Raw genomic sequence first — 25,675 nt, 5'->3', positions numbered from 1 at the left:
AGATCCGTTCCAAAATTTAAGATTTTTTATGTTAATTCGTTTTTGCAACGGAGCCCTTTTTTATGCAATTGAAACATAGAAATTTTTGGTGGAAAAACTCTTACGGTAATCCCCTTCATTTAATAAGGGGTAAATGGATTTAGTTGAATACATATCCGGGTGTAGAACTAAAGAGGAACAAATATTCCTAAAGTGATGTGTGGTACAGAAATAAGAAGTGAAGCTTAACACCTCATTTCATGGCTCTTTCAACTGGCTGAAACATAAGAAATTTATTCTTTCGCCTCTCGAAGAAGCGCACCTAAGACTTCTAAGTCTCTCCCCATCTTCAAAGATCTAAAAATCCGCCCGTTCCTGACATGTTTTGAACAATAATCTTGTAAGCTGAAACAAAGTTGAGGTTGACATAGAGTTTTGAGGAAATTTTCTTTTTATTTCATGCAAGAACTATACTTGTGTTCTATTTGAACAAATAATGTCAATGGCTCGATAAATGGTTAATTATTTGACAAATTAATTTCTCTTATTAATCTTAAATTAAGACCATGAGAAAATGCGAAGGCTATAGGAGAAAAATCATGAAAGGATTTAATGAGAACATGAATGAAATTAAACAAAAATCTAATGAATTATATGACACTGCTAAAGAAAAGGCGACAAATGCCTATAATGAAACGAAACCCAAGGCTGAGGAATTAGCAGAGCAAATTGGAAAGACTGCTTCTGATTTATATGAGTCCGGTAAAAAAGGAGTAGTTCAAAGTGAAGAAAATGTGGAACTCTATATCGACTCTTTAGCCCAAGTAATTCGCAGACACCCCCTTACTTCGATTCTTATTGCAGCAGGAATTGGTTATCTATATGCTAAAATTTTCAAATAATGGATTACTTTCAAGGATAAAAAATGAACTCACCACAATTAACTAAGGATCCCTATAATAATCTTGAAAAAATTAAAAAGCAAGCCCATGAATCTTTAAAGGAAGGAGCTATTACCCAAGACTATCCATTGGTTGTGGAGGAAGCATGCCATCATTTGAATAAGGCGTTAGCGACAGAAATTATGTGTGTATTACGCTATCGACATCATCAAATTATAGCCAAAGGAATCGATAAGCCTCAAGTGGTTGCTGAATTTGCCGAACATGCTGCAGATGAAGAAAGACATATGATGATGATTGCCGAACGTATCAACCTCTTAGGGGTAATCCTGATTTTAATCCGGCAACAGTCGTAGAGCGAACAGCTACAGAATATGGTACTGGGGAAAATTTATTTAAATTAATTGAAGAGGATTTAGTCGCTGAACGTATTGCTATTATGATTTATCGAGATCTTATTGAATGGTTTGGAACTAAAGATCCTACAACTCGACGAATGCTAGAAGATATCTTGAAAGATGAGGAAGATCATGCGGATGATTTATCGGATTTATTGCATCGGAATGGATTATTTTTATCCAATTTCTATAAGGGGTGGATAGAATAAATCCCAAATACAAATATATTACAATGGTCTTCGATAAAAATTAAAGAATATCTAAAGAAAAGAGGCCACATACTCAATTTACTTTAAAGCGTTAAATCGTAAGTCCCTTTAGAGGATATTATCTAAAGGGACTGTCGCGTTGTCTTCAGATGTGACTCTTTACTTATTTAAAGTGGATTGTTATATCTTTTCCAGTCTTCACTCAAAGTACTATTAGGACGTGTTTCATGAACACCTAAGACAATACCTCCGGATTGAATTCCAGTCTCATAAATTTTTGCTTTATCTTCGGGAATACCCCAGCCGATTAATGCACCGATTAACCCTCCTGTGATGCCTCCTGCTCCAGCACCTGCTAAACCAGCCGCTAAAGGGCCGGCAACTACAAGACCTAGGCCAGGGATAACAAGACTGGTACCAATAGCTGCTAAGGCTGCAACAATACCTCCGATAGCAGCTCCTGTGGCACCACCTACACCTGCGCCTTGAGGCGCTTTTGACTCTTCTTTTACTAAAACAGAATCATAGTATTTTTTACGCGAATCTTCCGACATAAGGACATTAATGTCTTTTGGAGTATACCCATTTTTTAGGGCGTCATTATATGCTTTTTCTGCTGACTCTTTATCTTTGAACAATTCGGTTGTAATAAGAATATCTTTTTTGTCGCTCATGATTATTTCCTTATAAACGTTAATGAAAAATTATTTTTTTAATAAATGAGATACAAGAAAGCCTATACCTCCTGCGATAAGCAGGGAAGTTAAGGGCTTTTCTTTCACCTTATTTATTAATTCCTCCGTGTAGTTACAGATAGTGTCATCCAAATCATTAATTGTTTTTTTTCCTTCCTCATACAAATGTTCTGCTTCTTCTCTAATTTGGTGAGCTAATGATTCGGTGTTTTCTTTTTGCTGGTTAAAGGATTTATTGGCTTTATATTTAGCCTCATCGCTTTTTTCATTAAAATCACTCATGGTAGTTCCTTAATTACTGTTTATTAAATAGACTTTAATTATCTGGATAGCAATAAATCATAGTTCCCGTGGCATTTTGTGGCTTTAACACTACAGGATTAACCCCCGGAATTTCTGTTTTATTAATGAGGCATCGATAACCTGAATAAGTATAATAATAATTACCTTCCGGCAATAAAAAACCTTGGGCGGTGGTATAAGTATTGGTGTTTGTATCCACTGTTATGGGAATACTTTTCCAAGTTTTAGTTTGTGTATTAATGGGGTTCTCAGCAAAAGCATGAGCAGTAAATAGAGTAATTATTGAGCATATAATCAATTTTTTCATTTTTATATCTCCGTGTAAAAATTCTCCAAAACTTCTTATCTTTTAGATTTATTTCATTTCTTACTGTGTTTTATGACTGTCCTCTTTTTTCGCTGCAGAAGTCATTGCCTTTTCGGGAGAATCCACTTTTGAGGTATGGGTTTTGGATGAATGGGAGCTTAAGTGAGATGCTTTTTTTCTTGAGGAAGAGGCGCTCTTTGCAGGCTGTGTTCTTGATTTCACACCTGATAGTTTATTCACGCCTGAAGTGGCCGCAGATTGAGTGTGTTGCATTAAATCCTTAGTTTTTTTCTCGGTCTCCTGAGATAAGTTTACCCATGAATTTCCTAAAATATTAAATAATTGATGCATATAATCTATGCTTGTATGAGTATTATCGATAAAAAGTTCTACATTTTTTTCTAATAATGCTTTTGGGTCATGAATGTGAGTTAATTCTTGAGATTCAAGATAGGAAAATTTTTTTAATGTACGTTGATTTAACTCCATAATTTGTTGTAGAGGATTCGCTAAATGGAGTGGATTTATATTTAAGTTGAAATTATTTTGCATGGCTATCTCCTTATTGCATTGCACAATAGTATCTTAGTTTACTTTCGGTAAATGTCAAAAATAATTCTTGGAAATAAACTTCTTTAAAGGGCAATGAGTCATTTTTTGGTAGTTATTAACAGGATGAAATGCAAGAGCACGCAGTTAATTCCATGATTTGTCATAGGGTTTGGAGAGAGGTTTTTCGGATTTTCTTTTTATTAGGAACTTAATCCCGGAACGTGTTAAAAATAAGATTCCAGAAGGTAGGGGTAAAAACAGTCCATCCAAAACTAGGAAGATATAAATTGCTATTAATAAGTTAACCTTCCTAGTTTTGGATGGAATCCATTTTTCAATTTTAAAACCTCTTGGTGGCAAAAGAGTGTTATTCTGAATATTCCTTTTTAAAAACGAGCATGGATAAACCTATTTCCAATAATTGTTTCTCAGTGAGAATTTTTTTCACCTCAGGGAATAATTTTTTTTCTTCCTCTTGAGCATGATGTTCGACATCCTGTTTAAATTTTATAAAGTGTTCTTTCCATGCGGCCTCTGTTTTTAAGCCGTCAATTTTTTTTATTTCTTTTTCAGCACTTTTTTCTTCTTTTAATAAATGCTTGACTGTATCTGGAACCTCATTTTTAAAATGCGGATACCACACGGTATATTCCATCTTCTCATGGCGAATTAGATCATGAATTAGAAGTTCAAAACGTTTTTTTTGAGTGTCAAAATGATGTGAACCATTGGCAATATCATCCAATGTGGTTCGAACTTTATCATGTTCTTTGATTAAAAATTCGATAGCATTCATAATGTCCTCGTTAGGTAGGTAGAGATAATTAGGTATAGCATATTTTTAGATAATTATTATTTTTATAAATCTAGTGCCCATACATAAATCATAAGTAATAAAATTCAGACCACTATAAGTGGGATGGGGTCAAAGCGCTTTTGCACTTTTATCTACTTTAAAAATATCAAAGCATGATGGTCCAAGACCTCTTGCTTTCTATCTGTTGGTTAGGAACCGTCAAGTTAATTAGCTGTGTTAATCTATTGTGATTTAAGGATAGGAAAATGCTTGATCAAAAATTGAAGGGCTATCGCTATCCGTTGGAGATAATCAGCTTTGTGGTATGGAGTTATCATCGATTTAACGACAGTTATCGGGACATTACGGAGCGCTTGCTATACCGAGGCATTTCTGTAAGCCATGAAACGGCTCGAAGCTGGTGTATCAAGTTTGGTTCTCACTTCAAAGACGTGATTAAAAAGAGGGAATCGAGACCCTCTGATAAATGGCACATGGATGAGCAACAAATCAAAATTAACGGCGAGCCTTATTATCTATGGCGTGCAGTGGATGAAGAGGGCTATGAGCTCGATGTATTAGTGCAGAAAAGACGCAATAAACGCGCCGCTATTCGGTTCTTATCGCGTCTTCTGCACTGTTATCCTAGGCCCCGAGTGATTATTACTGACAAACTACGTAGCTACATTAAGCCAATTAAAACGATGTGCAAAGGCACTGAGCACCGCAGTCATAAGCGGTTAAATAATCGCGCCGAAAATGCCCATCTGCCCACACGAAAAAAAGAAAAGTGCTTGATTCGCTTTAAGTCACCGCAAAGCGTACAACAAACCCTGCCTTTAATGGGTAAAACGCGAAATCTCTTTGCTATTTCTGTGGGACGGTACACCAACTCCGCTGCAATACAGCGACAACACTTTGTGAAAGCTAAACAAATCTGGACCCAAGCCGCCATGGAGCTTTTTTGCGCCTGAAATTTAGCAACAGCTTCCTTTTTGCCTCATTATTTTAACTTGACGGTTCCTCCTGGAGCGATGCTTACACCTGAGTTTGAGTCATATCACCAAAGAATAATACGTTCAGACTATGAATTGCCGCCGGTCACTTCAATAGAAACAGAAATAAAAACCACGTCATCTCGTCAGCTTGTGTATGAAGCAATATATTTGATCAAGTGGGCAAAATCAAAAAATATACCTATTTGCAAAGAATATCAGCCAGTTATAACGCCTGAAAGAAAAAAGATAAATTTACTGAATGAGATCAGAGGGTTGGAAATTATATCACTAAGTAAATTTGCAGAATTATTAGCTCTGTATAATAACTATGAGGACGAAAACCATTTTATTCGCATGCTAATTCTAGCTCAGAAAACCAATAAAATAATTCCTTTTGCGCAAACAAAACAGCAGATTGCATCTGATTTTATTGTTGAGCCTGAAAATTATGAATATGAAATATCTCTGCTGCTAACGTGGGCTCATCAAAAGAATTTTTCCTTGCCCATTGAGATGACCCCACAATCCCCAGAAGAATCTGATCCCAGAAGCATTGGATCACTTCAAAAAATGGTATTAGGCATGGCAATAAATAAATATGGTTATGATCCATTAAAAAATAAAAATAGTGCCACAGGAACCAATACAAAAAGCATTGGTGAGGATTTGAGTACAGTAGGACTAGGGCTTTCTGATGATACGATCCGAAATATTTTACAAAAAGCCTCTGAAAAATATCGTGAAAAAATACCAAGCAGCAAAACGTAATATGTAGTTCAAACCTAATAAGCACTAATCGGTTAACTCGTACCCTAATTAGGGTACGGGATTTTTTTAATAAGGCTTAATTCACGTCAGGCGATTGCAACAATCTGCAATCATTTATAGTAAAACCTGATAGGTGAATTATGTTAGAAAAATATCGAATCCCCCCACTATCTACCCTTAATCAATTTTGTGAAAAATACCCCGCGTTTACTCTTGGTGGCATGAGAGATCGAATTTTTTACGCTGAAACAAATGGCTTAAAACAATCCGGTGCTATTTTGCGAAATGGTCGGCGAATTCTGATTGATGAAGAAAAGTTCTTCAATTGGTTGCAGGAGTATAGCGCATGAATAGTAATAATAAAACCGCAAACGGCGTTGGGCGCATATATGAAGCACTAAACTTTATACCAGCAAATGATCGTGATGTATGGCTTAAGATGGGTATGGCAATCAAATCTGAATTAGATGAGGCTGAATTTGAGATATGGGACAACTGGAGTGAGCAGGATAAGACTTATAACACTCGTGATGCGCTCGTTGTTTGGAAAAGTATCCGTGCAGATGGCGGAATAACAATAGGCACCCTATTTCATGAACGCGCTGGCAAAGTATTGACAATATTTAATAGACTTGCGCACCTAGTGTTTTCATCTGAAACAGCAGACAAATCAAAATCCATAATCAAAACTCATAAGTTGCATTTAAAATACACCTTTAATATAATATATCTTATACCGCACACTCCAAAGGAGCATATCATGCCAGTAACTCATAAGTCGGCTAAAACCATCAGCGATAAAATTGCCTTTGGTCTGGTGAAATTTTTTCGTTTTTTTGCAGATACTTTTTTTCAAAAACGTTATGGCAATCGAGCCATTGTGCTGGAAACAGTCGCCGCCGTACCTGGCATGGTAGGAGCTGCTTTGCTGCATTTAAGTTGTTTAAGGAAAATCAAAAATGATGAGGGCTGGATTAAAGTTTTATTAGATGAAGCAGATAATGAACGAATGCATTTGATTACGTTTATGTATATTGCCAAGCCCAATTGGTTTGAACGTTTTATTATTTTTACAGCGCAAGCTATTTTTGTAGTGTTGTATCTGTTGATGTATGTTTTTTCTTCAAAAACAGCACATCGTTTTGTCGGTTATCTTGAAGAGGAAGCCGTTGTCAGCTATACCCATTATTTACAAGAACTGGATGAAGGTCGCATTGAAAATGTCCCAGCTCCTGATATTGCTAAAAATTATTGGGGACTAGCCTCCGATGCGCGATTACGAGACGTACTTTTAGTAGTGCGTAATGATGAGGTAGAACATCGGGATGTCAATCATCAATTAGCGGATAAGTTAGCAAGCGAACGTACTTTGTTAACTAAATTGAAACCGGAATTTATCGATAATACAAACAACAAAGAATCAAAAAAGCTTTAATAACAGTATAAGGATGCCTCATGAGATTAGAACACAATGAGTTACTGTGCTACAAACAAACAGAAATTGACAGTCATAGAAAATTGAAATTTTTCCTGGAAAAACACAGCACAAAAGAAGGAACCTGGGGGCAGCTTTCACTGCATGAAGGAGCAATTGATTTTGTATTTTTAAATGGTGAAGGAAAAGAACTGTCACGTAATCGAATCAATGAAGAGCAGCCCCAAATAATGATCCCTCCTGCTACATGGCATAAAATTATTCTAATCAGTGAATCGTTTAAAGCAACCCTTAAGTTTTATTGCATACCCCAACGTTACTTCAATAAAAAATACGGTCTAAGTGCCGTACACAATGATTTGGTGCCTATCTATCAAACATATTTGCGTCATTTACAAAGCGCATCAATTCTTGATGCAGGCTGCGGTTCGGGCAGAAATTTACTGTATTTAGCAAAAATGGGGCATCGTATAAAAGGGATTGATCACAACCAATCGGCAATAGAGGCGATCCAGGATATCGCTCAAAAAGAAACCTTGCCTAATGTAGTCGCACAATTGCACGATTTAAATCAACCCTTGAATCTTGAACCAGAACATTATGATTTGGTACTCTCAACAGTCACGCTGCAATTTTTAAATCCAGAGCGGATTCCAGCCCTGCTCACTGAACTTCAAGAGGTGACTAAAATAAATGGATATCATTTTCTAGTCTTTCCTATCCAATCAGAACTTTATCCATTGCCTGATTGTTTCACTTATCTTCCACAAAAAGAAGAGATCTATCATAGGTATCAAGACAGTGGGTGGTCTATACTGGAATATAAGGAATCAGTAGGTCATTTGCATAAGCAAGATGCATTAGGAAGGCAGATTCCAGGTTTGTTTGGTATTTTGCTTGCGCAAAAAACTGGATGATGCATGGTTTATTGTAAGGAGTGCTATGAACTCTACTTATAGAAACAAGATAGTCATTTGCCGTGTCTATACTCCCCCACAGGTTAAAAAAGGGGTGTGGGTTTTGATTGATAAACTTTGGCCTCGTGGTCTTAAAAAAGAAGCACTTGCTTTTGATTTGTGGCTAAAAGACATCACTCCGAGTACTGCTTTAAGACAATGGTTTCATGAAAATATTGAACAGCGTTGGAGCGAATTTATTGATTGCTACATTGAAGAATTAAACCATAAAGACGACTTAATAGAGCGCATTTTGGAAATGGCAGAACAAACTCCTGTCACTTTGTTTTATGCGGCGAAAGATCCTAAGCACAACCATGCACTCATTCTGCAAGCTGTTTTGTATTCCTGGCCCAATCTTCCCGATAAAACCTTACTTCTCTAGTGGTTTGATGTTCAATAATACGGACAGTTCAGGTTTGTTGTACATCACATCTGCCAAAGTATAGCGTTCTAAAACACCCATAAAAGCAGCTTGAGCTTCATGTAATACTCCTTTCAATCTGCATACAGGGGCAATACAACAATTAGCCTTTGCTTTATTAAAGCAAGGTACTAAATCAAAATGTGGTTCCAATTGAACAATTAGTTGACCTAAATTAATGGTTTCAGGCTGCGATGCCATTAAAATACCACCGTTTTTCCCACGGATGGTTTTAATCAAACCAAGTTTGGCTAAATTATGAATGATTTTCACCATGTGATGGTTCGATATGCCATAAGCTTCGGTAATGTCTCTAATCGTGCAGGATTCATTTCTAAGCGTGATATAAATCAGAGCTCGTAATGAGTAATCGGTAAATTGCGTCAGTTGCATCATTAATTCCTAATTGATTGTTGACTGTGATTATTTCTTTTTATAAGATGCATTGCAAATATATCTTTAAGGGGTCACTATGTCAGAGTCATTATTTGAGCGTTTGGGTGGTCAAGACGCGGTCAATGCTGCGGTTGATATATTCTATCGTAAAATGTTGACGGATGAGCGGGTCAGTCATTTTTTTGACGACATTGATATGGAGCAACAAATCCTTAAGCAAAAAGGATTTTTAACCATGGTGTTTGGTGGGCCCAATCAATACAGCGGGAAAAATATGCACGAAGGACATGCCCACTTAGTCAAACGTGGGTTAAATGATACGCATATGGACATTGTTATTGAGCATCTGGGTGCAACGCTTACTGAATTAAAGGTTGCAATTGAAGACATTGAGCACGTGGCCGCTGTTGCTAACAGTGTTCGAAATGACGTATTGGGGCGCACATGAGTACCTTAGAATTTAAAAATCAATTCTATACTTTAGAACATCAAGAAAGCGTGCTGCAATGCCTGCTTCGTCATGATATTGATTATCCTAATTCGTGTCAGGCAGGTATTTGTCAGTCGTGCTTAATTAAAGCCAAAGATGGGGTTGTTAGCCCTTCCTGGCAAGAAGGATTGCCCGAAACACTGAAAGCGCAAGGTTATTTTCTGGCCTGTCTTGCAAAGCCTGAGAAACCACTTCAAGTCACAACCCCTGAGAGTGCTGAGTGCGAGGTAAGTGCACAAATAATCAATGTGAAACCACTTAATTACAATGTGATGCAAGTAACGCTTAGCACGGATAATTTGGAACATTGGGTGCCTGGCCAATATCTTAGTTTAATTAATTCTGAAGGTGTGATACGCAGTTATTCAATCGCCAACATTCCCATGCAAGAAGGATTTATTGAATTACACGTTAAAATTTATCCAGGCGGAAGTATGGGGCAATGGCTGATGAACAAAGCAACAAAACATACTGAAGTGAAACTAAGAGGTCCTTTTGGCCGTTGTTTTTATTATAACCCAGAGCAATTGGCTTTTAATATGTTACTGGCCGGAACAGGGACAGGACTTGCTCCACTCGTTGCCATTATTAAAAGTGCGCTAAGTCAGAATCACCAAGGGAGCATTACTTTGGTTCACGGAGGTCTTTCTGATGAGGATATTTACTATAAAGAAGAGCTGGAAATGTTATCGATGTTGTTCCAATCTTTTGTTTATGATCCTTGCGTACTTCAAAGCCAAGGACGTCATCCTGAAGCTTGTATAGAACAACGAGCATTAATGCATTTAAATCATCCGAAAGAAACGCGCGTTTATGTCTGCGGTCCTAAAGATACGACCGATAAGTTGAAAAAACAGATTTTTCTTGCTGGCGTGCCTTCTCAGGCCATCTTAAGTGATGTATTTTTATAAGCATTATTTTTAAGTAAGTGATACGTTATTTCATGGAGTGAAACAATGATTCAAAACAAGGAAGCAGTGCCGGAATATTCTCAGGAAGCGAGTGGCCCAGTTTCCCTGATTTTAAAATGGATTTTATTGTCCACCAACCAATAAAATGAAAAGAAGCATCAATTAAATTCTGGAGAGCTATTGTGACTGGGCGCTGCAGCGAATGGGTTATTGATAAAATAGGCGGCTTACTGCTACAACAAGAGCCGCCCCAAAGAGCCTATCTCTGTGATTTTAATAAATTATGCAGCAGAATACGTCCTGCTGACGTGCTCTTGGTGGAGGGGCGAAGCCGAGTCAGCCGCATGATTAGGCATGTGACTCAAAGTCCCTGGTCTCATGCTGCATTATATATAGGACGGCTTCAAGACGTTCAGGAGCCATCCCTACATACACTCATTAAAGAACACTATAATGGCCCATGCGATAGACAGCTTTTAGTTGAAAGTGAACTGGGATTAGGAACCATTATTACCCCACTCGATAAATACAAAGACGATCATCTTCGTATTATGAGACCTGAATGGTTAGCACAGGAGGATGTATCTCGTGTTGTGGGTTATGCTTTAGGTCGCCTGGGCAAAAACTATGATGTACGTCATGTGCTCGATTTGGCACGTTTTTTGTTCCCGTGGGGATTTTTTCCAAGAAGATGGCGTTCAACCTTATTCCAACACAATGCTATGCAGCCTACACAGGATATTTGTTCTTCAATGATTGCGGATGCGTTTCAGTCAGTACATTACCCAATTCTGCCTTTTATCCATGAAGGAAATAAGCATCAAATGGAACTTGTAAGGCGTAATCCTCGTTTATTCACACCGAGTGACTTTGATTACTCCCCGTTTTTTTCTGTGATTAAATACCCTATATTTCCACCCAATACCTTAAGAGAGTACGCTCATTTACCTTGGGATGAGGAGCAATGGAGTGATATCTAGACGTTTGTTTAACGCACCATGTTAAGTTCATCAATGCTGCTATTTGACTAAGACTTAAACCCGAGTATAAATCCCAATTTATATTGTTTAATTCTCACTCAGTAATGTATAATTTAAGCCCTATTTAAAAATAATAGAAATTAAGTTAAACATGTTTAAGGCCCAAATGCAGAAGACCAACGGTTTGACAAATAAAGAAGATCCTACTCTCGTTTATAGAAATAAAAGGAAATGGCTAAGATTTGAGAATAATTTGTTAAGAAATGACCATATGCCAAAGTTAATCAGTTTAATGATACTAGTTATGTTTAGCCATCAAGCACTTAGTTATATGAACGGAAATTTAAATAAGCACAACCTCATATACTGCCCAGAATTTATCGAATGCCCAGAGACTACCACACCATTTTACTGTAAAAAAATCGGTGGGAGCTTAGGTTATTGGAATACACCAATCGGGCTTGAAGGTTCTGTTAAGAAAGGAACTTATCATTTTACACGGAGTAAAACAGGCTACGCTTTATCCCCTCCCTATGGAGAATGCACCTATACTCACACTGACTCTACCCAGAAAAAGCCATTGGTTATCTATGTAAACGAAAATTACAACAGTTTGATCGAAGCCTTTTATGACGAAGATACGAGCTGGATGATCAAAGAAGACACGGCTTCTTGTGACTCAGATTCTCCTTCTAAATGCCCATTAGCACCCGCTCCTTTTTTAAGTGTTCGCAATGGACAGGTGCTTGCATTTTATATCAGTGGAGTTCGTATTTACTCGATAGGAATGCCTGCTAACCCCAATTTATTCCATTATCTGCCACTTAAAGAGGTTTTACGTGTATGTGGTGAGGTTAATGAGTGTGAAATAGATATCCTTAAGAATAAAACAGGAACTTATTACGGCTCTGTTATGGTAAACGTACAAGACAACCTAAAATTAATTCAGCCCATGGCTATGTAATACAACAAGAAGAACCCTTTAATTCTATTAGAATAGTCAAAGACCGAAGAAGTTAATTTGTTGAAGTAAAAAAGCAATTGATTTCGTGGGACACTCATGGGACACTAGCCCGCGAGAAACAGCAATAGATGATGGTAATTGGCAACGATTGTTTTTACGTAACACCATGATTTGACTGTTGTTATTTTTTGTGGATTGCTGCGGTTAGTAGCTAGGTTCGGGACTGTTAATCATTAGGTCACAAGTTCGAGTCTTGTCCGGTGAGCCAATTAAATCAAGTAGTTACGGTTATTCTCATGAAATATAAAAATTTCATGTAGAAGCAATGTAGAAGAATGGAATAAGCTACCTTCTCAATATGTAAGGAAACATTGTCGTTATGTCCGCACTTTTTCAAAGTATTTTAGCAAGTATTATTAGTGTACTTTTTTCTAAATGGCTTGATAATAGGAACGATCTTCTTTCAATAGCTATCGCCTTTCTTATGTATCCTTTTATTAATTTTTTTTCGCGGGTTCCGTTTAAATTAATTATTTCTGTTTTAAAAAGCATGAAATTTACTTTCACTGAAATGAACGTACAGCAAATTCGCATGGGAACATGTGTATCTCTATCGGCATTATTAGTACTAGGTATCATTTATTGCGTTTTCTAATATTTCAGAAAAAAGAAGCTAGATTGTCACAGGAAATAAAAATTATAGCTAATCACGCTAAAGTTATATAAGTTTAGCAGTTAAATATAAGGAAACCATGTTTTAAGGCAAGCACATATAAAGGAGATTAATTTGGATTATAAAAAAATAACTAATTGCGCATTAATGTTTATAGCTGTGATTTCACATGCAGGGGTATGGGAAACAACCGCACATAGCAGAGCTAATTGCGCGAATAATGAATCAATCACATGGAATGCTCATCATTCTTATAGATGGAAAGTTGTTTCGCTTCATCATAATATTTATGGAACGCAATATGATCATGGAATTGATACCGGATGGGCTTTAACTTGGAGGCAAGCTGCTGTTCATTGGAATGAAGCTCCTCTTGGAGATCATCGCTGGGTTGTAACCGGGTACCATTTTTTTATTGACTACGGCCAAGGAAAAGTCCCATTTGCAGAAGAAACAGTGGGAGATTGTTCTATTTATGATGGATGGTGGGATTAAGATATGAATAAATTTTTAACTATTGCATTTTTTACAGCCGCTGCATTTCCAGTAATGTCAGCTCAATCAAATTACTATCTTTTAGATGATGAAATTAAGATAGTAAAATTAAAAGATTTTATGAAACCCTCTATAAAGAACGATAAAGATGCTCAATTTATAAAAGAAACTATCAATGAGTTTAAAAAAATACATGATGACATGATCACTAGAGGTTACGTAGAAGAATTTAACTCCACTGCAAGAGACCTATTAACGCAAGAAAATATAATACATTTTAAAGGCAGCATGGGGCTCAAAAATAAAGGCCTTAAACAATCAATTAGTGAGCTACCGATTGCTTATGAATATAAAACTATCCCTTCAAATACCTATACAAATCATCTAGGATTTTCAAATATGGGGGTTTATAGAGAGATAAACCAAGGCTATGAAAAAGAAGGATGGACTGGTGTTGTTGAGCTTTTTGTTAAAGATAAACTTACTTGCCTTTATTCTGAACATAATACTAAGTTAGCTCATGGTGGTAATGAATTAATTGAAGAGTTCTTAACTTACAAAGTTCATAATAAACCAACCATTGAACTTGTAAAAGGCAATAATAGTTCGGGGTATTCCTATAAAGTTGAATGGTATGAAAAAGGATTTGATAAAAAACTAGACTGCGCTAATAAAACTTATTCTAAGGATGTATTAAATAGCGTCATTTCCTTAGCGAATGACATCGACTTAAAATAGTTTTGATACCTATCTGCAACCTCTGTTTTGGTCAAACTGGTGATATGTAGATAGGATCTTAGTCAAAAATTCTATTAAATGAATTTCAGGAATCCAATCTAAATTGAATACGGGAAAAAAGGTAAGTGCATTTTTATTAGCATTAGTTATTCAAGTTTGCATAGCTGGACTTATTTTTGTGGGTGGATTATTAGATCCCTTAATCGGCTTATGGATAGTGGGAATATATTTTTTTATCATTGGTACTTATTTGATGTATCGATATGTACTAACAAAGTCCCTCTAAGTTATCAAATAATGATATGATTAACTTCTTGAAGGATAAAGCCATGCAACAATTATCGCTTTACATTTAGATCCGTCATGGCATCACAACAAGCGCTTGTTCATGAATGGTTAAAACAAGATTATATACAGGAATGGATTCATGGGGCTGGGCTTCAAAATACACTTACTGGACTGAGTAAATTTATCGAGTATTACGTAACAACACAAAAAATTGAGCGTACCTCCGATTTAACCCAGCATTGGATCGGTTATGAAGGTGACCATCCTTTTGTATACCGGCTAACATCTAATGTACTTAAAGAAGAGATAAGTGAATATGCTAAATATCGTGAAACCGATGGCTTAGCGATCACTTTAGATATTTTTATTTGCGATCAACAATATTTAGGAAAAGGGCTCGCCACTCAAGTCATCAAAGAGTTTTTGATGAGCCAGTTTTCGGATGTTTCTGAAGTATTTATTGATCCCGAACAAGGAAATAAAAAGGCCGTCCATGTTTATCAAAAAACAGGATTTCAAATAGTTGGTGATTTCATCGCTTCCTGGCACCCAGTCCCACATTACGTCATGAAGCTTGAAATGAAGGCTCTAAAATGAAAAGAGAATCACACCTATTTGCCTGCCATAAATTCCTTGAAGAGCTGGGAAGCCAAATCTTGATTTATTTGGCCAAAGTTGATTTTCGCAATACAGCAGAAATCGAAATTCTTTGTAACCAGCTTGAAGAGTATGTTTCCACTCTGACGAATCATGCCCGATGGGAAGAAGAATTTATTTTTAATAAATTTTTTACCCAGGATGAAGTTGAATCACTTTTTGGGGAGCACTCCGAGCTGGAGCATTCTGGAGAAAAATTATACAAAGGTAAACTGTTCTATTTAGAGTTTAGAAAATTTTATGCTGCGAATCTTATTCATTTTTATGATGAAGAAACAACCTTCTTAAGCTTGTTACAAGAAAGAGCTACGGATGCTGAAATCAGAGCCATAGACCAACCTATTTATCAGGACATGAGTGACAACGATATGGTAGAAATGCTTGAGCGGCTCCTTCCACCAACGAACCCTTCCGAAAAGGAAAATATCCTCGATGACTTGAAGGCCTTTAATGCTCTAAATTTTGAGTTGGCTCTACCAAGAATAAAAAAGATCCTTACGCAAAAAGAAGCTGAAGAAATTGGGTCTTTCCCAATTACGGGGGCAGCAATAATCACCCACAGAGCACCTTAACACGCACTCTATAATTTTCAAAATTTCTAAAACCACTCGCTTTTTGCTTTACTTTTTCTACTAATAATTTACCCACGCCTTGATTTTGATAAGCTTTATCCAGCACGAGTGATTCTAATCATGGCGTTAAACTTGGTTTTATTTCCTCTTTTTTATGTAAAGATACAGCGCCAATGACTTCAGAACCCTTTAATGCGACTAAGGTTAGCGGTAAGGAACAATCATTTAGTTCATCATAAAAACCTTGCTTAATCTGTTCAATAGAGGCATCAGAAATCCAAATGCTACCCAAAACTTCATGCCAAATTTTTGCAAGCCTCGGAATTGCTTCAGAATGCTCTTTTAAATATGCTATTTTAATATCCATTAAATCATCTCTATATTTTTTAGCATGATGCAGTAGGTCAAATCCTCACTATAATTTGATTGCTTAAATCCAGCCTTTTCATAACACCGAATAGCATGAATATTATCATAATTTGGATCTACAATTATTAAATGAAAATGAGTCAAAAACTCATTGATAAATTGATTGATAATTACTACCCCAAGCCCTTGTCCTCGATTTTTGTGGGTAGAAATAAACAGATCAATACCAGCAATTTGATTGGGATGATAGCTTTTAAATAAGGAGCTTTCCTTATGAATACCTTCTGGATAATGTTCTGATAGACAATAATATTGGATAAAACCAATAGCCTTATTATCCAGATGAATAATAAAGCTGGGCACATTGTCCTGCCCTATAAGTCTAGGTAAATATTTATTTTCAATATCTTTGAGCGACCAGTTTTGGCCACGCGCGTATAACTGATTAAATGAAATCGCTATGATGCTCAATGTTAAGTCCGAGTACCAAAAAATCTCTCACAATTATGAAGAAAAGATAAAAAAAATATCGCAAAAACAAAAAATCAAACTTAAACTCTATTTATCCAAAATTAATATGCCATTTTTAAATAATATCCAAGACTTAGATTTATGGAATAATCTTTTAATTCACCCTGAAGAAGCATCTATGAGTACGAGCAAAATACTATTTTTTAATGTTAAGATACGTCAAATTACATTTGATTTTGCTAGAAAAATTTATAGGACGCGAACTCTGTTTCATGCAGAAACGAATAAATTATTTTGGAATGCTTATCAATACCAATTAAGTTAATTGAGGATTAATAAAATTATCAAAGTTAAACCCCATAGTCCAAGGCCAACACAAAATCCAAGGATAAATTGAAAAACCTTTATTTCTGTTTTCATTCATAGATCCTAAGAATGGTTGTACCTGGCTGCATGATTTTGGTGCTACTATAAGGCCCAACACCTCTGCTATTTCCATGAGTATAAACACCATAAGCAAAATAAAGAAAGCCGGATAAGAACCCTGAAAGGACTCCAAAATATAACCATGGTCTCTTACATTTCATTGGTCATTATCTCCAAGATTAATCGCCCGACTACAAATTTGATGAGGCTGTTAACCTCATCAGTACAAATTTATTATCCATTATCAATTTCTTTTGCCAATTCAATAACTTGATTTTTAATTGATTCAGAATAATTATTAGCAGAACGCGGCACTCCAGGATGCTTCTTTTGCTCATCTATAAGCTCCTGGATTCGCTCCTTAGAAAAATGCAATTCTTGCGTTGTTAGCCCATTATCATCAGCACAAACAATATCTGTCAGTAAAATACATAAAATTAAAGTAGATAATTTTTTTATTTAATACTCCTTGAATTTTTTCTGGCATTAGTTAATTTATTCTTATCCCACCATCCGTCCAGGACTGTTAATCATTAGGTCACAAGTTCGAGTCTTGTCCGGGCAGCCATATACAGTAAGACTTCTAGTAAAATTCAAATTTCTTCACCACCTCTCTGGGTACACTTTGGGGTACACTTAATCGAAAAACGCTCCGATAATTTTCGGCTAAATGCTTTTCTTCTTTATATCTCATCATATAAAATTCCCCAAACGCTTAGATTGCACAGGAGTTGAAATGCAGACTGCCGATTATAAAAAAATTAATAAAGAGAGTTATCAAGTTACAGCACAAGAGTTTGCTTTCAACGTTAATACTCTTGCTCCTACTGGTTCAATTGAAAAATTTATTAAGCTTCTTCCACCTAATGCTAAAATTATTGATATTGGTTGTGGTTCCGGTAGGGATGCAAAGCTATTAACCAACATGGGTGCCACAGTTTTAGGAATTGATTTGAGTTCTAATCTTATTGATATCGCGAAAAGCAATGCCCCATTAGCTGAATTTCAATTAATGGATATTGAGGCTATGAATTTACCCGACGCTGCTTTTGATGGAGCCTGGGCTGCTTGTTCTTTAGGGCATGTATCTAAAAAAGTATTCCCAAGTGTTATTCAGAAAATTCATTGCATCCTCAAAGAAAACGGTTATCTTTATATCACTTTAAAAAAAGGTAAAGGTGAGAGTTTAGAACAAGATATACGCTATGAGGGTGATGTTAAAAAATTCTGGGCTTTTTTTGAAGAGGAAGAAATCAAGAATATCCTACAAGAAGCAAAATTTAAGATATTAGATTGTGATGTCATCGAAAAAACGCATAGTTATCAAACACATAATGCAATTAGGGTATTTTGCCAGAAGGCCTGAATTATTTTTTACGGAGAAATTTTAATGATTAATAGAGATAATGCTTGGGAATTTGCCCATGAATGGCTTGATGCCTAGAATAAGCATGATGTAGATCTGATTATGAAACATTATGCAGATTCGATTGAGTTTTGTTCGCCTGTAGTGCAAAAAGTTTTGGGCGACCCAAAAGGTGTGGTTACTGGAATTGATAATCTTCGAGATTATTTTTCAAAACAGCTAAAGAAATTTTCTACCCTACATTTTCAGTTACTTGATGTATTTACTTCGCCACAAAGTATTGTTTTATACTATAAAATCAATCGAGCGTTATTTTACTGTTATGTAGCTGCTGACTCATCTCCTCAACCTTTAGGTGTAGAAATCGCTCTTGTAACTGATTTGGTTGCCGAAGCACATCAACGTGCTCTTGCAGCAGGTGCTTTATCAATTAATAAACCAATAATTAAACCTTGGGGTCAAACAGTATCTTATATTCGTTGTCCCAATGGTACGTTAGTCGAATTGTGTTCACCAATGTCTGTGTAGAAAAGAATATGGCATCTAGACGAAGTACAGTTGATTTTATTCTTGAGCAAACTTCGGGCTCTGGAAAAAGATGTCAGCGAAAAAAATGTTTGGCGAATATGCTGTTTATTGTGATGGGAAAGTCATTGCTTTGATCTGCGATGACCAGTTATTTGTTAAACCTACTGAAGCTGGCCGAGCATTTATTGGTTATTGTTTTGAAGCTTGCCCATATCCAGGTGCTAAACCCTATTTACTGATTTCAGGAGAAAAGTGGGAAGATCACGAGTGGCTAACAACTCTCTTTAAAATTTCTGCAGAGGAGTTGCCTCTGCCGAAGAAGAAAATTTAAACTAAGGTTGGGAGTGAGTCAAACGGAGCTTCCTGTATCTAATAGACTTGATTTTATCTGCCCAGAGGAGAGGCCTCAGATCAAATGTGATACAATCATAATCTTTTACTTATAAACAGTAATCTAGGGGCAGTATAGTGCTTACTAATTGCATTGATCTTCGTTCTTATCATACTGAAAGTTGCAGTCATGCTCATGATTTTGCTCAATTAGTATTACCTGTTTCAGGTTCTATGGAGCTTGAAGTAGGCTATTATTCGGGGTTCATCAATAACGATATTGGGGTTTATATCGCACCCAACGAACTGCATTCCTTCGCTGGGAGCCGAGAGAATCTGTTTTTAGTTGTAGATATTACCAGTAAAAGCCATTCTTCTGATGAACACTCTAAATCCAATGTTCTCAACTTAACTACGAATACTAAAAAATTCATACAATTTACGCACCACTATTTGGTTCATAATGAGAGAGATTTTTTCACCGATTCTTTAATCAATCAGTTGCTATTTCATTTCACAGCAAATTCGTTTTCTCCAGAGCCTGATCCGGTTGTGATAAAAGCAAAAAACTGGATCGATGCTTATTTCAGTACGCCCGTAAATATTAGTCACATAGCAAAGTATTGCCATTTGAGTATTAGCCAATTGCAGCGTCGTTTTAAACAAGCAATAGGCTGTAGCCTTGCAGAGTATTGGCGGATGAGGAAACTACACCATGCTAAAAGGTTGTTATCGCAAAAACATTCTTCTATTGAAGCAATCGCATTTGAAGTGGGTTATGAAAATTTACCTGCATTTAGTCGGCGATTTACCAAAGTATTTGGCGAATCACCTTCTCAATGGAGATCTAACACGTTATTAGCAAAGAAAATGCGTGAATTGGATAACTCATTTTAATTTAAAAATTGATAGACTGTAAATTCATTTAATGATATCGGTTATTGTGTGAATAAATCGAGTACTTATTTCCTGCAAGGCATGCTGTTTCTTATTCTGGCCCAGACTATGGTAGGCGTTAATATTGTTTTTTCCAAGTACGTGCTCTCATCAATTCCTATACTTTTTATATTGACACTTCGGTTTGCATTAGCTGCGGTTATTTTATTACCCTTGCATTGGCTAACACCAGCGAAAAAAGTACCAGTGTATTCCTATTTTACAAAATTAAAACGACGCGATTGGCTTTTTATTTTAGCTCAAGCATTATCTGCAGGGGTATTGTTTAATTTCCTGATATTATGGGGATTACGTTATACGGATGCTAACGTAGCAGGTATTATCACCAGCGCCTTGCCTGCAATTATTGCTATCATGTCCTGGGTAATTCTTGGTGAAAAAATATCTGGTAAAAAAGCCGTTTGTGTAGGTTTTGCTACGCTTGGTTTAATTGTTATTGCATGCGACAAGCTTATCGGCATCAAAGTAAGACATTCTTTTTGGGGAGATGCTCTCGTTTTAGCTTCCCTTTTACCAGAAGCGACTTACTACGTTTTATCTAAGATGCATGTTAATTCGCTACCCGTATTTCTCATCTCCTCTCTACTGAATGGAATTAATGCTATTTTATTAGCATTCTGCCTAGCTTTTACTGCATGGGGTGATTTTTCTATTAATTCCTTTAATTGGTTCATTTTAATTATTTTAGGCTTAAGTTCTGGTCTTTTTTATGTGTTTTGGAATTTTGGTTGTCAGAGGGTGGATGGTGTCATGGCTTCCTTATCGACGGCCATAATGCCTTTAGCTACAGTGATTATTGCTTGGATGGTTCTTGGTGAACAATTAACCAAAGGGCAATTACTTGGGATGGGCATGATCATACTGTCTATTGCAGTCTATGCAAAACGTTAAGGTGATAACATGATAATATCTTATGAAGAATTTGAAAAAGTAGATTTACGCTCCGGAACAATTGTAAAAGTAGAACCCTTTTTGCGTGCCAAGAAACCTGCTTATAAAGTCTGGGTAGATTTTGGTCCTGAAATCGGTGTTCTCCAAACTTCTGCACAAATAACAGTGCACTATATGCCCGAAACATTGATAGGTCGTATGGTAATTGGCTGCGTGAATTTAGGTGAGAAAAATATCGCAGGGTTCCTCTCTCAGTTCTTATTAGTTGGTTTTTCTGATGAAAAGGGTGCCATTTGTCTTGCCACCATTGATCCTCATGCTCCTAATGGTAAAAAAATGCACTGATTACAACTGAGATTATTTATAAATCATAATTCTAAATCATTTATCAACTTTTCCACTACTGACAAATCCCTCACAGTTTCATGCTTGAACGAACCATATACTTTGGGCACCAACTTACATGCTAACCATTTACGTGTATCAATTCTAAGTCGGGCTCGTTGAACAGCTTGGCTGTTAAAGTGAAGCTGTCCTTCAGAGTCAACTATCTGATCGTTAGATGCATCATCTGCAATGCCTAATAATTCATCTACCACACATTCTATTTGTGCTTGTTTTGCTCGCGCGTATTGGTCGGAAAAATCTTTATTATCTTTTAGCCAGGTGAATATGGTGTCTTTTGGAGTGCTCTTGACACAGTACTTTTATACCCTTACTGCTAAGCAATAGCTGTACAGATCTCTTTAGCTAGTACTTTGGTATACTTCGTTGGTCTACATTAATTTCTTGAGGTAAAATAACGCGTTCCATTCCAGTGGCACTGACAGTTGCCCAGGTAGGTAACCCTGATGCAAGATGAATTGCAATCGCTGTTTCAATGCCTTCTGCACAGACCAGGGTTTTATTCGCTATGGAAGGACATACGCGTATTGCACCACCTAAACTTGAGCCCGGAATAACAGGAGGAATAAGTTTTTTAGGTTGTGGAACATTTGCTTTGCAGCCATCACCAAGATAGGTTCGATGTAAAGTAACTCCCTTGCCATTTAAGTCTTGAATCAAAGCAATCATTGCTGGAAATTTCCCTATCTCAATACCATCATGATAGTAAGGTAATTTAGAGTGATACCTTAGACAATTTGGATAGATTTCGAGATTAATACCTCGCTCTTGCAAGTATCGATCAACTGGGTCACCCTGAGTGATCAACATCGATTGAGACAAAATATTTTTCAATCTCCTACGGTTAGATTCCGGATCGCTTTGCCTATTAGAAGCTTGTTGAACGATTGGATTCCGCTTCAAGATATTACCTATTGACCTCCCCTGTGAAGGCAATAAAATTAATCGCCTCTTTGAAGTTCCAATCGCGCAACTTCATTATTAGCCACGCGGCTTCTCCAGCATTCATTATTTCTGGTAATTTTTCAGGAACTATTTTTTTATTTTTATCATGACATTTCTTGTATAGGTTAAGATAGCAAATTCTTTTGATTTATTAACACCATGCTCTTTCCAATAATCAGTGAGCTTATTCCGGGTCTCTTGCCCCATCATTCGCTGCTGGATCCATTTTTTACTATAATCATGCTTTTGCCATGTTTCTCTAGCTCTATCAAACGATTTAGAGAGACCAACCATTTCTTGCATTCGTTCATAACCAACTTTCGCAAGCCATAATTTGATAGGCTCAGCTTTTGGGCTAGGAATAGCATGTAGTTTGTTGCATTTAGATACTGTTTTAGAAAAGCCAATTAAAGTAAGAAGTATTTATCCCGCCACAAACAATAACCAAAATTGATTCGGCATCATGAAGTGCTGGATGATTGTTATAAACTAAAGACAATGAAGCGCCACTAGACAACTCCACCAAAACTCGCTGATCATGCGCAAAGTTCCAACACGCCTGTTCAGCCTCTTCATCAGTAACAACAATGTTTTCTATTTTATGAATTTTTGTCCAATCCATTAGTTTTTGCGCAACTCGTTTCGCTCCCAAGCTTGTTGCTTTGCTGGTAATAGCGTCTAAAGTAACTAATTTATTTGACTTTACAGATTGAGCAAATGCATCAGCCTCTTTTGTTTCAACAGCAATAAGAGGTACATTCTCCCATTTATGTTGATGCATCCCCTTCAAAACACCACACGCCAGGCCTCCGCCACCAACAGACAGAACAATGACATCAGGTTTTGAAAGTCCTTGTTGAATTGTTTCTGTAATCATAGAAGCATGCCCTTTCCAAAGAGAGGGATGATCGAAGGGAGGGATATAAGCTGCTTGATGTTGTTCAGCAAAATCTAATGCCGCTTGATGTGCTTCGTCCCATACAAGACCCGCTACAATGACTTTCGCACCATACGATTTAATTGCATCAATATAAATAGGGTTGCTAGAGCTAGGAATAAAAACCGTGGTAGGAACATTTAATTTCATTCCACAATAAGCGACAGCAATGCCTGCATTACCACCTGATGATGCGACAAAGGTCTTTGCACCTTGCTGTAATTTTTCTTGACATAATGCGCCAATCCCACGTAACTTAAATGACCCTGGCGGTTGCATACATTCCAATTTAAAGTAAACCTGTTTATTTAATTTATTTTTTAAATATTGAGATTCGATAAGCGGTGTTTGAATATGTAGAGGCTGCATAAGATTATCCTCATTACGTAAGTTTAAAAGTAGAGCCTAAATTCATTTTTAAAGCATTTTGATATACAACTTGAGCAACCGCCAAATCCTGAATCGCAAGACCCACCGATTTAAATACGGTAAGTTGTTTCTGAAAATGAGGAGCTTTTTTGAGTAACCAAGAACCTATTTCAATAATCGACTCTCTTTTAATTTTTTGTTGTTCAACAGCATTAACAACTTCACCAGCTTCTTTCATAGCTGCTTCTATTTGATCCACTATCACCACTGCTTTTTGGAGCACTTCACCGCTTATTTCTTGCATGGAGGGATGGTGTGAGCCAATCGCGTTAATGTGTGCATGGGGTTGAATATAGCATAGATGAATCAAGGGCTCTATACTTGCTGTGGCAGTACAAATGATATCTGATTTTTTTAAAGCAACCGATAATTGCTCACAAATTTGAACATCATAGAAAGCACCCATTTCCTTAGCAAATTTATCAGCACTTTCTAGATGCCGTGACCAAACAAATACTTTTTCAATTTGGCGTACAGCAGCTACTGCCTCAAGCTGAGTGATAGCTTGTACTCCTGCGCCTACAATGGCTACAGTTGATGGCAAGTCTTTAGAAAAATATTTTGTTGCTAAACCAGAAATAGCACCGGTGCGAAGCGCTGTTAAATAACCTGCATCCATTAACATAAGGGGTTCGCCGCTTGTAGCATCAAGCAGTAAAATAGTGCCATTAATGGACGGCTTATCGTGTTGTACATTATTAGGAAACACAGAAACTACTTTTAATCCTAAGATTTTTTCTTCCGATAAATAAGCAGGCATGGTCAGAGTTAATCCATTTTCTCCTACTGGAATACCCGTTCGTAAAGGCAAGGTCGCTTCTCCTTGCGCTAATTGAATAAATGCTCTTTCCATAGCGTCAATGGCTTCAGTCATGGTGATACTTTGCTTCACTTCCGAAAGCGATAATAATTTAAGCGCCATGAACAATCTCCTTTTGCACTGAAGGAACGCAAATTTCACCCTGTAAATATAATTGACTGTATCCTGATAAGATGACCCTATCCTGGTTTACTTCACACCAAAGCTCTCCTTGACGATTCCCTCCTTGGCGAGCATGAATTTTTTTCTTATTGAGGCGTGCACACCAGTAAGGAGCAATAACACAATGAGCAGAACCTGTTACTGGATCTTCGGAAACATCACATCCAGGATAAAAACACCTTGAATAAACATCATATTCTGTATCTTGGGCTGATAAAATAATACCTCGACAAGACATATTTGCCAGGGCATTTAAATCAGGTTTCGCCTTTTTAATTGACATTGCATCATTAAAAATACATAACATATCAAATGTACTTTGATAGACTTCATCTGGAATTATTCCTATGGCTTCAATAAGCTCATTGTTTGCTTCTATTTTTGTAAAAGGCAGCCCAGGAAAATCCATTTGCAATAGATTTCCTTCTTTTTTTACCGTCAGTAGCCCACTTTTGCTTTTAAAGACAATTTTTTGTTCTTGATGTTTTAACAACTCAAATAAAACAAAAGCGCTGGCTAATGTAGCATGGCCGCATAAATCAACTTCTGTATTGGGTGTAAACCAACGTATTTGGTAATCTTGACCATCGGGAACAATAAATGCGGTTTCAGATAAATTATTTTCTCGGGCAATATGCTGCATAACAGTATCATCTAGCCAATATTCTAACGGACAAACAGCAGCAGGGTTGCCTGTGTATAATATGGAAGTAAAAGCATCTATTTGGTAAATTGGTTGTTTAATCATTACAA

The 25,675-nt window shown here is 36.7% G+C and carries 38 protein-coding genes and 2 pseudogenes; 25 read left to right on the top strand and 15 right to left on the bottom strand.

Translation table 11 applies throughout. The annotated features are described in order from the left end of the window. Window positions 1-578: 578 nt before the first annotated feature. The 3 genes and pseudogenes from QM652_RS06215 to QM652_RS06205 all read left to right on the top strand — a co-directional run. Window positions 579-881 carry a hypothetical protein gene (locus tag QM652_RS06215; RefSeq protein ID WP_415073903.1) on the top strand — a complete coding sequence of 101 codons (303 nt, stop codon included), beginning with the start codon at window positions 579-581 and terminating at the stop codon, window positions 879-881. Between the two features lie 23 nt (window positions 882-904). Beyond that, a complete protein-coding gene (locus QM652_RS06210; RefSeq protein ID WP_415073901.1) occupies window positions 905-1,237 on the top strand; it encodes a ferritin-like domain-containing protein in 333 nt (110 codons plus the stop codon). A gap of 32 nt (window positions 1,238-1,269) precedes the next feature. Further along, a pseudogene (locus tag QM652_RS06205) lies at window positions 1,270-1,488 on the top strand (ferritin-like domain-containing protein); the annotation flags it as partial. Window positions 1,489-1,655: 167 nt separating this feature from the next. Here QM652_RS06205 and QM652_RS06200 read toward each other — a convergent pair. The 5 genes from QM652_RS06200 to QM652_RS06180 all read right to left on the bottom strand — a co-directional run bounded on the left by QM652_RS06200 (window position 1,656) and on the right by QM652_RS06180 (window position 4,141). After that, window positions 1,656-2,162 (bottom strand): hypothetical protein, encoded by a 507-nt coding sequence (locus QM652_RS06200; RefSeq protein WP_415073899.1) that lies wholly within the window; start codon window positions 2,160-2,162, stop codon window positions 1,656-1,658. Window positions 2,163-2,192: 30 nt separating this feature from the next. Further along, complete coding sequence (locus tag QM652_RS06195; RefSeq protein ID WP_415073897.1) at window positions 2,193-2,465, bottom strand: DUF883 domain-containing protein; 273 nt, start codon at window positions 2,463-2,465, stop codon at window positions 2,193-2,195. Window positions 2,466-2,499: 34 nt separating this feature from the next. Next, window positions 2,500-2,793 carry a hypothetical protein gene (locus tag QM652_RS06190; protein WP_415073895.1) on the bottom strand — a complete coding sequence of 98 codons (294 nt, stop codon included), beginning with the start codon at window positions 2,791-2,793 and terminating at the stop codon, window positions 2,500-2,502. Between the two features lie 60 nt (window positions 2,794-2,853). Next, window positions 2,854-3,345: a hypothetical protein gene (locus QM652_RS06185; protein ID WP_415073893.1), complete on the bottom strand. Its 492-nt coding sequence runs from the start codon at window positions 3,343-3,345 to the stop codon at window positions 2,854-2,856. A 367-nt stretch (window positions 3,346-3,712) separates the two neighbouring features. Next, window positions 3,713-4,141, bottom strand: coding sequence for a hemerythrin domain-containing protein (locus QM652_RS06180; protein ID WP_415073891.1), 429 nt, complete (start codon window positions 4,139-4,141; stop codon window positions 3,713-3,715). Window positions 4,142-4,407: 266 nt separating this feature from the next. Between QM652_RS06180 and QM652_RS06175 the strand changes: the two genes are divergently transcribed. The 6 genes from QM652_RS06175 to QM652_RS06150 all read left to right on the top strand — a co-directional run bounded on the left by QM652_RS06175 (window position 4,408) and on the right by QM652_RS06150 (window position 8,683). Then, on the top strand, window positions 4,408-5,115 hold the full coding sequence (locus tag QM652_RS06175; protein WP_415073889.1) for an IS6 family transposase: 708 nt from the start codon (window positions 4,408-4,410) through the stop codon (window positions 5,113-5,115). Window positions 5,116-5,175: 60 nt separating this feature from the next. Continuing rightward, a complete protein-coding gene (locus QM652_RS06170) occupies window positions 5,176-5,907 on the top strand; it encodes a hypothetical protein (RefSeq protein ID WP_415073887.1) in 732 nt (243 codons plus the stop codon). Window positions 5,908-6,047: 140 nt separating this feature from the next. Continuing rightward, the gene (locus QM652_RS06165; RefSeq protein ID WP_415073885.1) at window positions 6,048-6,257 is read left to right on the top strand and encodes a DNA-binding protein; all 210 of its coding nucleotides are present in this window, start codon (window positions 6,048-6,050) and stop codon (window positions 6,255-6,257) included. After that, window positions 6,254-7,342, top strand: a complete 1,089-nt coding sequence (locus QM652_RS06160; RefSeq protein ID WP_415073883.1) for an alternative oxidase — start codon at window positions 6,254-6,256, stop codon at window positions 7,340-7,342. Before QM652_RS06165 ends, QM652_RS06160 begins: the two co-directional genes overlap by 4 nt. A gap of 20 nt (window positions 7,343-7,362) precedes the next feature. After that, the gene (tehB, locus tag QM652_RS06155; RefSeq protein ID WP_415073881.1) at window positions 7,363-8,259 is read left to right on the top strand and encodes an SAM-dependent methyltransferase TehB; all 897 of its coding nucleotides are present in this window, start codon (window positions 7,363-7,365) and stop codon (window positions 8,257-8,259) included. 25 nt (window positions 8,260-8,284) lie between these two features. Then, window positions 8,285-8,683 (top strand): DUF488 domain-containing protein, encoded by a 399-nt coding sequence (locus QM652_RS06150; RefSeq protein WP_415073879.1) that lies wholly within the window; start codon window positions 8,285-8,287, stop codon window positions 8,681-8,683. Here the strand turns inward: QM652_RS06150 and QM652_RS06145 are convergent. Then, complete coding sequence (locus QM652_RS06145) at window positions 8,672-9,115, bottom strand: Rrf2 family transcriptional regulator (protein WP_415073913.1); 444 nt, start codon at window positions 9,113-9,115, stop codon at window positions 8,672-8,674. The genes QM652_RS06150 and QM652_RS06145 overlap by 12 nt on opposite strands. A gap of 79 nt (window positions 9,116-9,194) precedes the next feature. On the opposite strand from QM652_RS06145, the gene QM652_RS06140 reads away from it, so the two are divergent. From QM652_RS06140 to QM652_RS06100, 9 genes are all read left to right on the top strand, one after another. Beyond that, a complete protein-coding gene (locus tag QM652_RS06140) occupies window positions 9,195-9,566 on the top strand; it encodes a group I truncated hemoglobin (RefSeq protein ID WP_415073877.1) in 372 nt (123 codons plus the stop codon). Beyond that, window positions 9,563-10,519 (top strand): FAD-binding oxidoreductase, encoded by a 957-nt coding sequence (locus QM652_RS06135; RefSeq protein ID WP_415073875.1) that lies wholly within the window; start codon window positions 9,563-9,565, stop codon window positions 10,517-10,519. The genes QM652_RS06140 and QM652_RS06135 overlap by 4 nt, the downstream gene beginning before the upstream one ends. 182 nt (window positions 10,520-10,701) lie before the next feature. Beyond that, entirely contained in the window at window positions 10,702-11,499 is a 798-nt protein-coding gene (locus tag QM652_RS06130) for a YiiX/YebB-like N1pC/P60 family cysteine hydrolase (protein WP_415073873.1), read from the top strand. A gap of 331 nt (window positions 11,500-11,830) precedes the next feature. Next, window positions 11,831-12,463 (top strand): hypothetical protein, encoded by a 633-nt coding sequence (locus QM652_RS06125; RefSeq protein ID WP_415073871.1) that lies wholly within the window; start codon window positions 11,831-11,833, stop codon window positions 12,461-12,463. Window positions 12,464-12,842: 379 nt separating this feature from the next. Beyond that, window positions 12,843-13,118 carry a hypothetical protein gene (locus tag QM652_RS06120; protein ID WP_415073869.1) on the top strand — a complete coding sequence of 92 codons (276 nt, stop codon included), beginning with the start codon at window positions 12,843-12,845 and terminating at the stop codon, window positions 13,116-13,118. Window positions 13,119-13,250: 132 nt separating this feature from the next. Next, complete coding sequence (locus QM652_RS06115; RefSeq protein ID WP_415073867.1) at window positions 13,251-13,631, top strand: hypothetical protein; 381 nt, start codon at window positions 13,251-13,253, stop codon at window positions 13,629-13,631. A gap of 3 nt (window positions 13,632-13,634) precedes the next feature. Beyond that, window positions 13,635-14,369 (top strand): hypothetical protein, encoded by a 735-nt coding sequence (locus QM652_RS06110; protein ID WP_415073865.1) that lies wholly within the window; start codon window positions 13,635-13,637, stop codon window positions 14,367-14,369. Window positions 14,370-14,732: 363 nt separating this feature from the next. Next, a complete protein-coding gene (locus QM652_RS06105; RefSeq protein WP_415073863.1) occupies window positions 14,733-15,254 on the top strand; it encodes a GNAT family N-acetyltransferase in 522 nt (173 codons plus the stop codon). After that, the gene (locus tag QM652_RS06100; protein WP_415073861.1) at window positions 15,251-15,886 is read left to right on the top strand and encodes a hypothetical protein; all 636 of its coding nucleotides are present in this window, start codon (window positions 15,251-15,253) and stop codon (window positions 15,884-15,886) included. Before QM652_RS06105 ends, QM652_RS06100 begins: the two co-directional genes overlap by 4 nt. On the opposite strand, the gene QM652_RS06095 is transcribed toward QM652_RS06100, so the two are convergent. Genes QM652_RS06095 through QM652_RS06085 form a run of 3 tightly spaced genes read right to left on the bottom strand, consistent with a single transcriptional unit; the run spans window position 15,867 to window position 16,726 of the window. After that, the gene (locus tag QM652_RS06095) at window positions 15,867-15,992 is read right to left on the bottom strand and encodes a hypothetical protein (protein WP_415073859.1); all 126 of its coding nucleotides are present in this window, start codon (window positions 15,990-15,992) and stop codon (window positions 15,867-15,869) included. The two genes, QM652_RS06100 and QM652_RS06095, sit on opposite strands and share 20 nt — an antisense overlap. 12 nt (window positions 15,993-16,004) lie before the next feature. Then, entirely contained in the window at window positions 16,005-16,253 is a 249-nt protein-coding gene (locus tag QM652_RS06090) for a hypothetical protein (RefSeq protein ID WP_415073857.1), read from the bottom strand. After that, window positions 16,253-16,726, bottom strand: coding sequence for a GNAT family N-acetyltransferase (locus QM652_RS06085; RefSeq protein ID WP_415073856.1), 474 nt, complete (start codon window positions 16,724-16,726; stop codon window positions 16,253-16,255). Before QM652_RS06085 ends, QM652_RS06090 begins: the two co-directional genes overlap by 1 nt. On the opposite strand from QM652_RS06085, the gene QM652_RS06080 reads away from it, so the two are divergent. The 7 genes and pseudogenes from QM652_RS06080 to QM652_RS06050 all read left to right on the top strand — a co-directional run bounded on the left by QM652_RS06080 (window position 16,716) and on the right by QM652_RS06050 (window position 21,569). Beyond that, window positions 16,716-17,051 carry a hypothetical protein gene (locus QM652_RS06080; protein WP_415073854.1) on the top strand — a complete coding sequence of 112 codons (336 nt, stop codon included), beginning with the start codon at window positions 16,716-16,718 and terminating at the stop codon, window positions 17,049-17,051. The genes QM652_RS06085 and QM652_RS06080 overlap by 11 nt on opposite strands. Window positions 17,052-17,888: 837 nt before the next feature. Further along, window positions 17,889-18,518, top strand: a complete 630-nt coding sequence (locus QM652_RS06075; RefSeq protein WP_415073853.1) for a class I SAM-dependent methyltransferase — start codon at window positions 17,889-17,891, stop codon at window positions 18,516-18,518. Between the two features lie 90 nt (window positions 18,519-18,608). Continuing rightward, window positions 18,609-19,046, top strand: a pseudogene (locus QM652_RS06070) (hypothetical protein); the annotation flags it as partial. Between the two features lie 70 nt (window positions 19,047-19,116). Further along, window positions 19,117-19,377, top strand: coding sequence for a TfoX/Sxy family protein (locus tag QM652_RS06065; RefSeq protein WP_415073851.1), 261 nt, complete (start codon window positions 19,117-19,119; stop codon window positions 19,375-19,377). 134 nt (window positions 19,378-19,511) lie between these two features. Beyond that, window positions 19,512-20,273: a helix-turn-helix domain-containing protein gene (locus QM652_RS06060; RefSeq protein WP_415073911.1), complete on the top strand. Its 762-nt coding sequence runs from the start codon at window positions 19,512-19,514 to the stop codon at window positions 20,271-20,273. Window positions 20,274-20,381: 108 nt separating this feature from the next. Next, window positions 20,382-21,224 (top strand): DMT family transporter, encoded by an 843-nt coding sequence (locus QM652_RS06055; RefSeq protein ID WP_415073909.1) that lies wholly within the window; start codon window positions 20,382-20,384, stop codon window positions 21,222-21,224. A gap of 9 nt (window positions 21,225-21,233) precedes the next feature. After that, window positions 21,234-21,569: a tRNA-binding protein gene (locus QM652_RS06050; RefSeq protein WP_415073849.1), complete on the top strand. Its 336-nt coding sequence runs from the start codon at window positions 21,234-21,236 to the stop codon at window positions 21,567-21,569. A gap of 23 nt (window positions 21,570-21,592) precedes the next feature. Here the strand turns inward: QM652_RS06050 and QM652_RS06045 are convergent, their stop codons facing one another. The 6 genes from QM652_RS06045 to QM652_RS06020 all read right to left on the bottom strand — a co-directional run bounded on the left by QM652_RS06045 (window position 21,593) and on the right by QM652_RS06020 (window position 25,670). Further along, window positions 21,593-21,898 carry a hypothetical protein gene (locus tag QM652_RS06045; protein ID WP_415073907.1) on the bottom strand — a complete coding sequence of 102 codons (306 nt, stop codon included), beginning with the start codon at window positions 21,896-21,898 and terminating at the stop codon, window positions 21,593-21,595. Window positions 21,899-21,974: 76 nt separating this feature from the next. After that, window positions 21,975-22,532, bottom strand: coding sequence for a hypothetical protein (locus QM652_RS06040; protein ID WP_415073847.1), 558 nt, complete (start codon window positions 22,530-22,532; stop codon window positions 21,975-21,977). 129 nt (window positions 22,533-22,661) lie between these two features. Then, window positions 22,662-22,877, bottom strand: coding sequence for a hypothetical protein (locus QM652_RS06035; protein ID WP_415073845.1), 216 nt, complete (start codon window positions 22,875-22,877; stop codon window positions 22,662-22,664). 91 nt (window positions 22,878-22,968) lie between these two features. Continuing rightward, window positions 22,969-23,880 carry a pyridoxal-phosphate dependent enzyme gene (locus QM652_RS06030; RefSeq protein WP_415073843.1) on the bottom strand — a complete coding sequence of 304 codons (912 nt, stop codon included), beginning with the start codon at window positions 23,878-23,880 and terminating at the stop codon, window positions 22,969-22,971. Between the two features lie 13 nt (window positions 23,881-23,893). Next, entirely contained in the window at window positions 23,894-24,862 is a 969-nt protein-coding gene (locus QM652_RS06025) for an ornithine cyclodeaminase family protein (RefSeq protein ID WP_415073841.1), read from the bottom strand. Beyond that, window positions 24,852-25,670, bottom strand: a complete 819-nt coding sequence (locus QM652_RS06020) for a PhzF family phenazine biosynthesis protein (protein WP_415073839.1) — start codon at window positions 25,668-25,670, stop codon at window positions 24,852-24,854. Before QM652_RS06020 ends, QM652_RS06025 begins: the two co-directional genes overlap by 11 nt. Between the last annotated feature and the right edge of the window lie 5 nt (window positions 25,671-25,675).

This window comes from Legionella sp. (genome assembly GCF_047605385.1).
In the GTDB taxonomy this organism is placed as follows: Bacteria; Pseudomonadota; Gammaproteobacteria; order Legionellales; family Legionellaceae; genus Legionella.
This window is presented reverse-complemented; position numbering and strand designations above follow the sequence as displayed.

Coding starts and splice junctions, on each gene's coding strand:
- QM652_RS06215 (WP_415073903.1), top strand. CDS start 579: ATGAAAGGATTTAATGAGAACATGAATGAAATTAAACAAAAATCTAAT.
- QM652_RS06210 (WP_415073901.1), top strand. CDS start 905: ATGAACTCACCACAATTAACTAAGGATCCCTATAATAATCTTGAAAAA.
- QM652_RS06200 (WP_415073899.1), bottom strand. CDS start 2,162: ATGAGCGACAAAAAAGATATTCTTATTACAACCGAATTGTTCAAAGAT.
- QM652_RS06195 (WP_415073897.1), bottom strand. CDS start 2,465: ATGAGTGATTTTAATGAAAAAAGCGATGAGGCTAAATATAAAGCCAAT.
- QM652_RS06190 (WP_415073895.1), bottom strand. CDS start 2,793: ATGAAAAAATTGATTATATGCTCAATAATTACTCTATTTACTGCTCAT.
- QM652_RS06185 (WP_415073893.1), bottom strand. CDS start 3,345: ATGCAAAATAATTTCAACTTAAATATAAATCCACTCCATTTAGCGAAT.
- QM652_RS06180 (WP_415073891.1), bottom strand. CDS start 4,141: ATGAATGCTATCGAATTTTTAATCAAAGAACATGATAAAGTTCGAACC.
- QM652_RS06175 (WP_415073889.1), top strand. CDS start 4,408: ATGCTTGATCAAAAATTGAAGGGCTATCGCTATCCGTTGGAGATAATC.
- QM652_RS06170 (WP_415073887.1), top strand. CDS start 5,176: ATGCTTACACCTGAGTTTGAGTCATATCACCAAAGAATAATACGTTCA.
- QM652_RS06165 (WP_415073885.1), top strand. CDS start 6,048: ATGTTAGAAAAATATCGAATCCCCCCACTATCTACCCTTAATCAATTT.
- QM652_RS06160 (WP_415073883.1), top strand. CDS start 6,254: ATGAATAGTAATAATAAAACCGCAAACGGCGTTGGGCGCATATATGAA.
- tehB (WP_415073881.1), top strand. CDS start 7,363: ATGAGATTAGAACACAATGAGTTACTGTGCTACAAACAAACAGAAATT.
- QM652_RS06150 (WP_415073879.1), top strand. CDS start 8,285: ATGAACTCTACTTATAGAAACAAGATAGTCATTTGCCGTGTCTATACT.
- QM652_RS06145 (WP_415073913.1), bottom strand. CDS start 9,115: ATGCAACTGACGCAATTTACCGATTACTCATTACGAGCTCTGATTTAT.
- QM652_RS06140 (WP_415073877.1), top strand. CDS start 9,195: ATGTCAGAGTCATTATTTGAGCGTTTGGGTGGTCAAGACGCGGTCAAT.
- QM652_RS06135 (WP_415073875.1), top strand. CDS start 9,563: ATGAGTACCTTAGAATTTAAAAATCAATTCTATACTTTAGAACATCAA.
- QM652_RS06125 (WP_415073871.1), top strand. CDS start 11,831: ATGAACGGAAATTTAAATAAGCACAACCTCATATACTGCCCAGAATTT.
- QM652_RS06120 (WP_415073869.1), top strand. CDS start 12,843: ATGTCCGCACTTTTTCAAAGTATTTTAGCAAGTATTATTAGTGTACTT.
- QM652_RS06110 (WP_415073865.1), top strand. CDS start 13,635: ATGAATAAATTTTTAACTATTGCATTTTTTACAGCCGCTGCATTTCCA.
- QM652_RS06105 (WP_415073863.1), top strand. CDS start 14,733: ATGGCATCACAACAAGCGCTTGTTCATGAATGGTTAAAACAAGATTAT.
- QM652_RS06100 (WP_415073861.1), top strand. CDS start 15,251: ATGAAAAGAGAATCACACCTATTTGCCTGCCATAAATTCCTTGAAGAG.
- QM652_RS06090 (WP_415073857.1), bottom strand. CDS start 16,253: ATGGATATTAAAATAGCATATTTAAAAGAGCATTCTGAAGCAATTCCG.
- QM652_RS06080 (WP_415073854.1), top strand. CDS start 16,716: ATGATGCTCAATGTTAAGTCCGAGTACCAAAAAATCTCTCACAATTAT.
- QM652_RS06075 (WP_415073853.1), top strand. CDS start 17,889: ATGCAGACTGCCGATTATAAAAAAATTAATAAAGAGAGTTATCAAGTT.
- QM652_RS06065 (WP_415073851.1), top strand. CDS start 19,117: ATGTCAGCGAAAAAAATGTTTGGCGAATATGCTGTTTATTGTGATGGG.
- QM652_RS06055 (WP_415073909.1), top strand. CDS start 20,382: ATGGTAGGCGTTAATATTGTTTTTTCCAAGTACGTGCTCTCATCAATT.
- QM652_RS06050 (WP_415073849.1), top strand. CDS start 21,234: ATGATAATATCTTATGAAGAATTTGAAAAAGTAGATTTACGCTCCGGA.
- QM652_RS06035 (WP_415073845.1), bottom strand. CDS start 22,877: ATGCAAGAAATGGTTGGTCTCTCTAAATCGTTTGATAGAGCTAGAGAA.
- QM652_RS06030 (WP_415073843.1), bottom strand. CDS start 23,880: ATGCAGCCTCTACATATTCAAACACCGCTTATCGAATCTCAATATTTA.
- QM652_RS06025 (WP_415073841.1), bottom strand. CDS start 24,862: ATGGCGCTTAAATTATTATCGCTTTCGGAAGTGAAGCAAAGTATCACC.
- QM652_RS06020 (WP_415073839.1), bottom strand. CDS start 25,670: ATGATTAAACAACCAATTTACCAAATAGATGCTTTTACTTCCATATTA.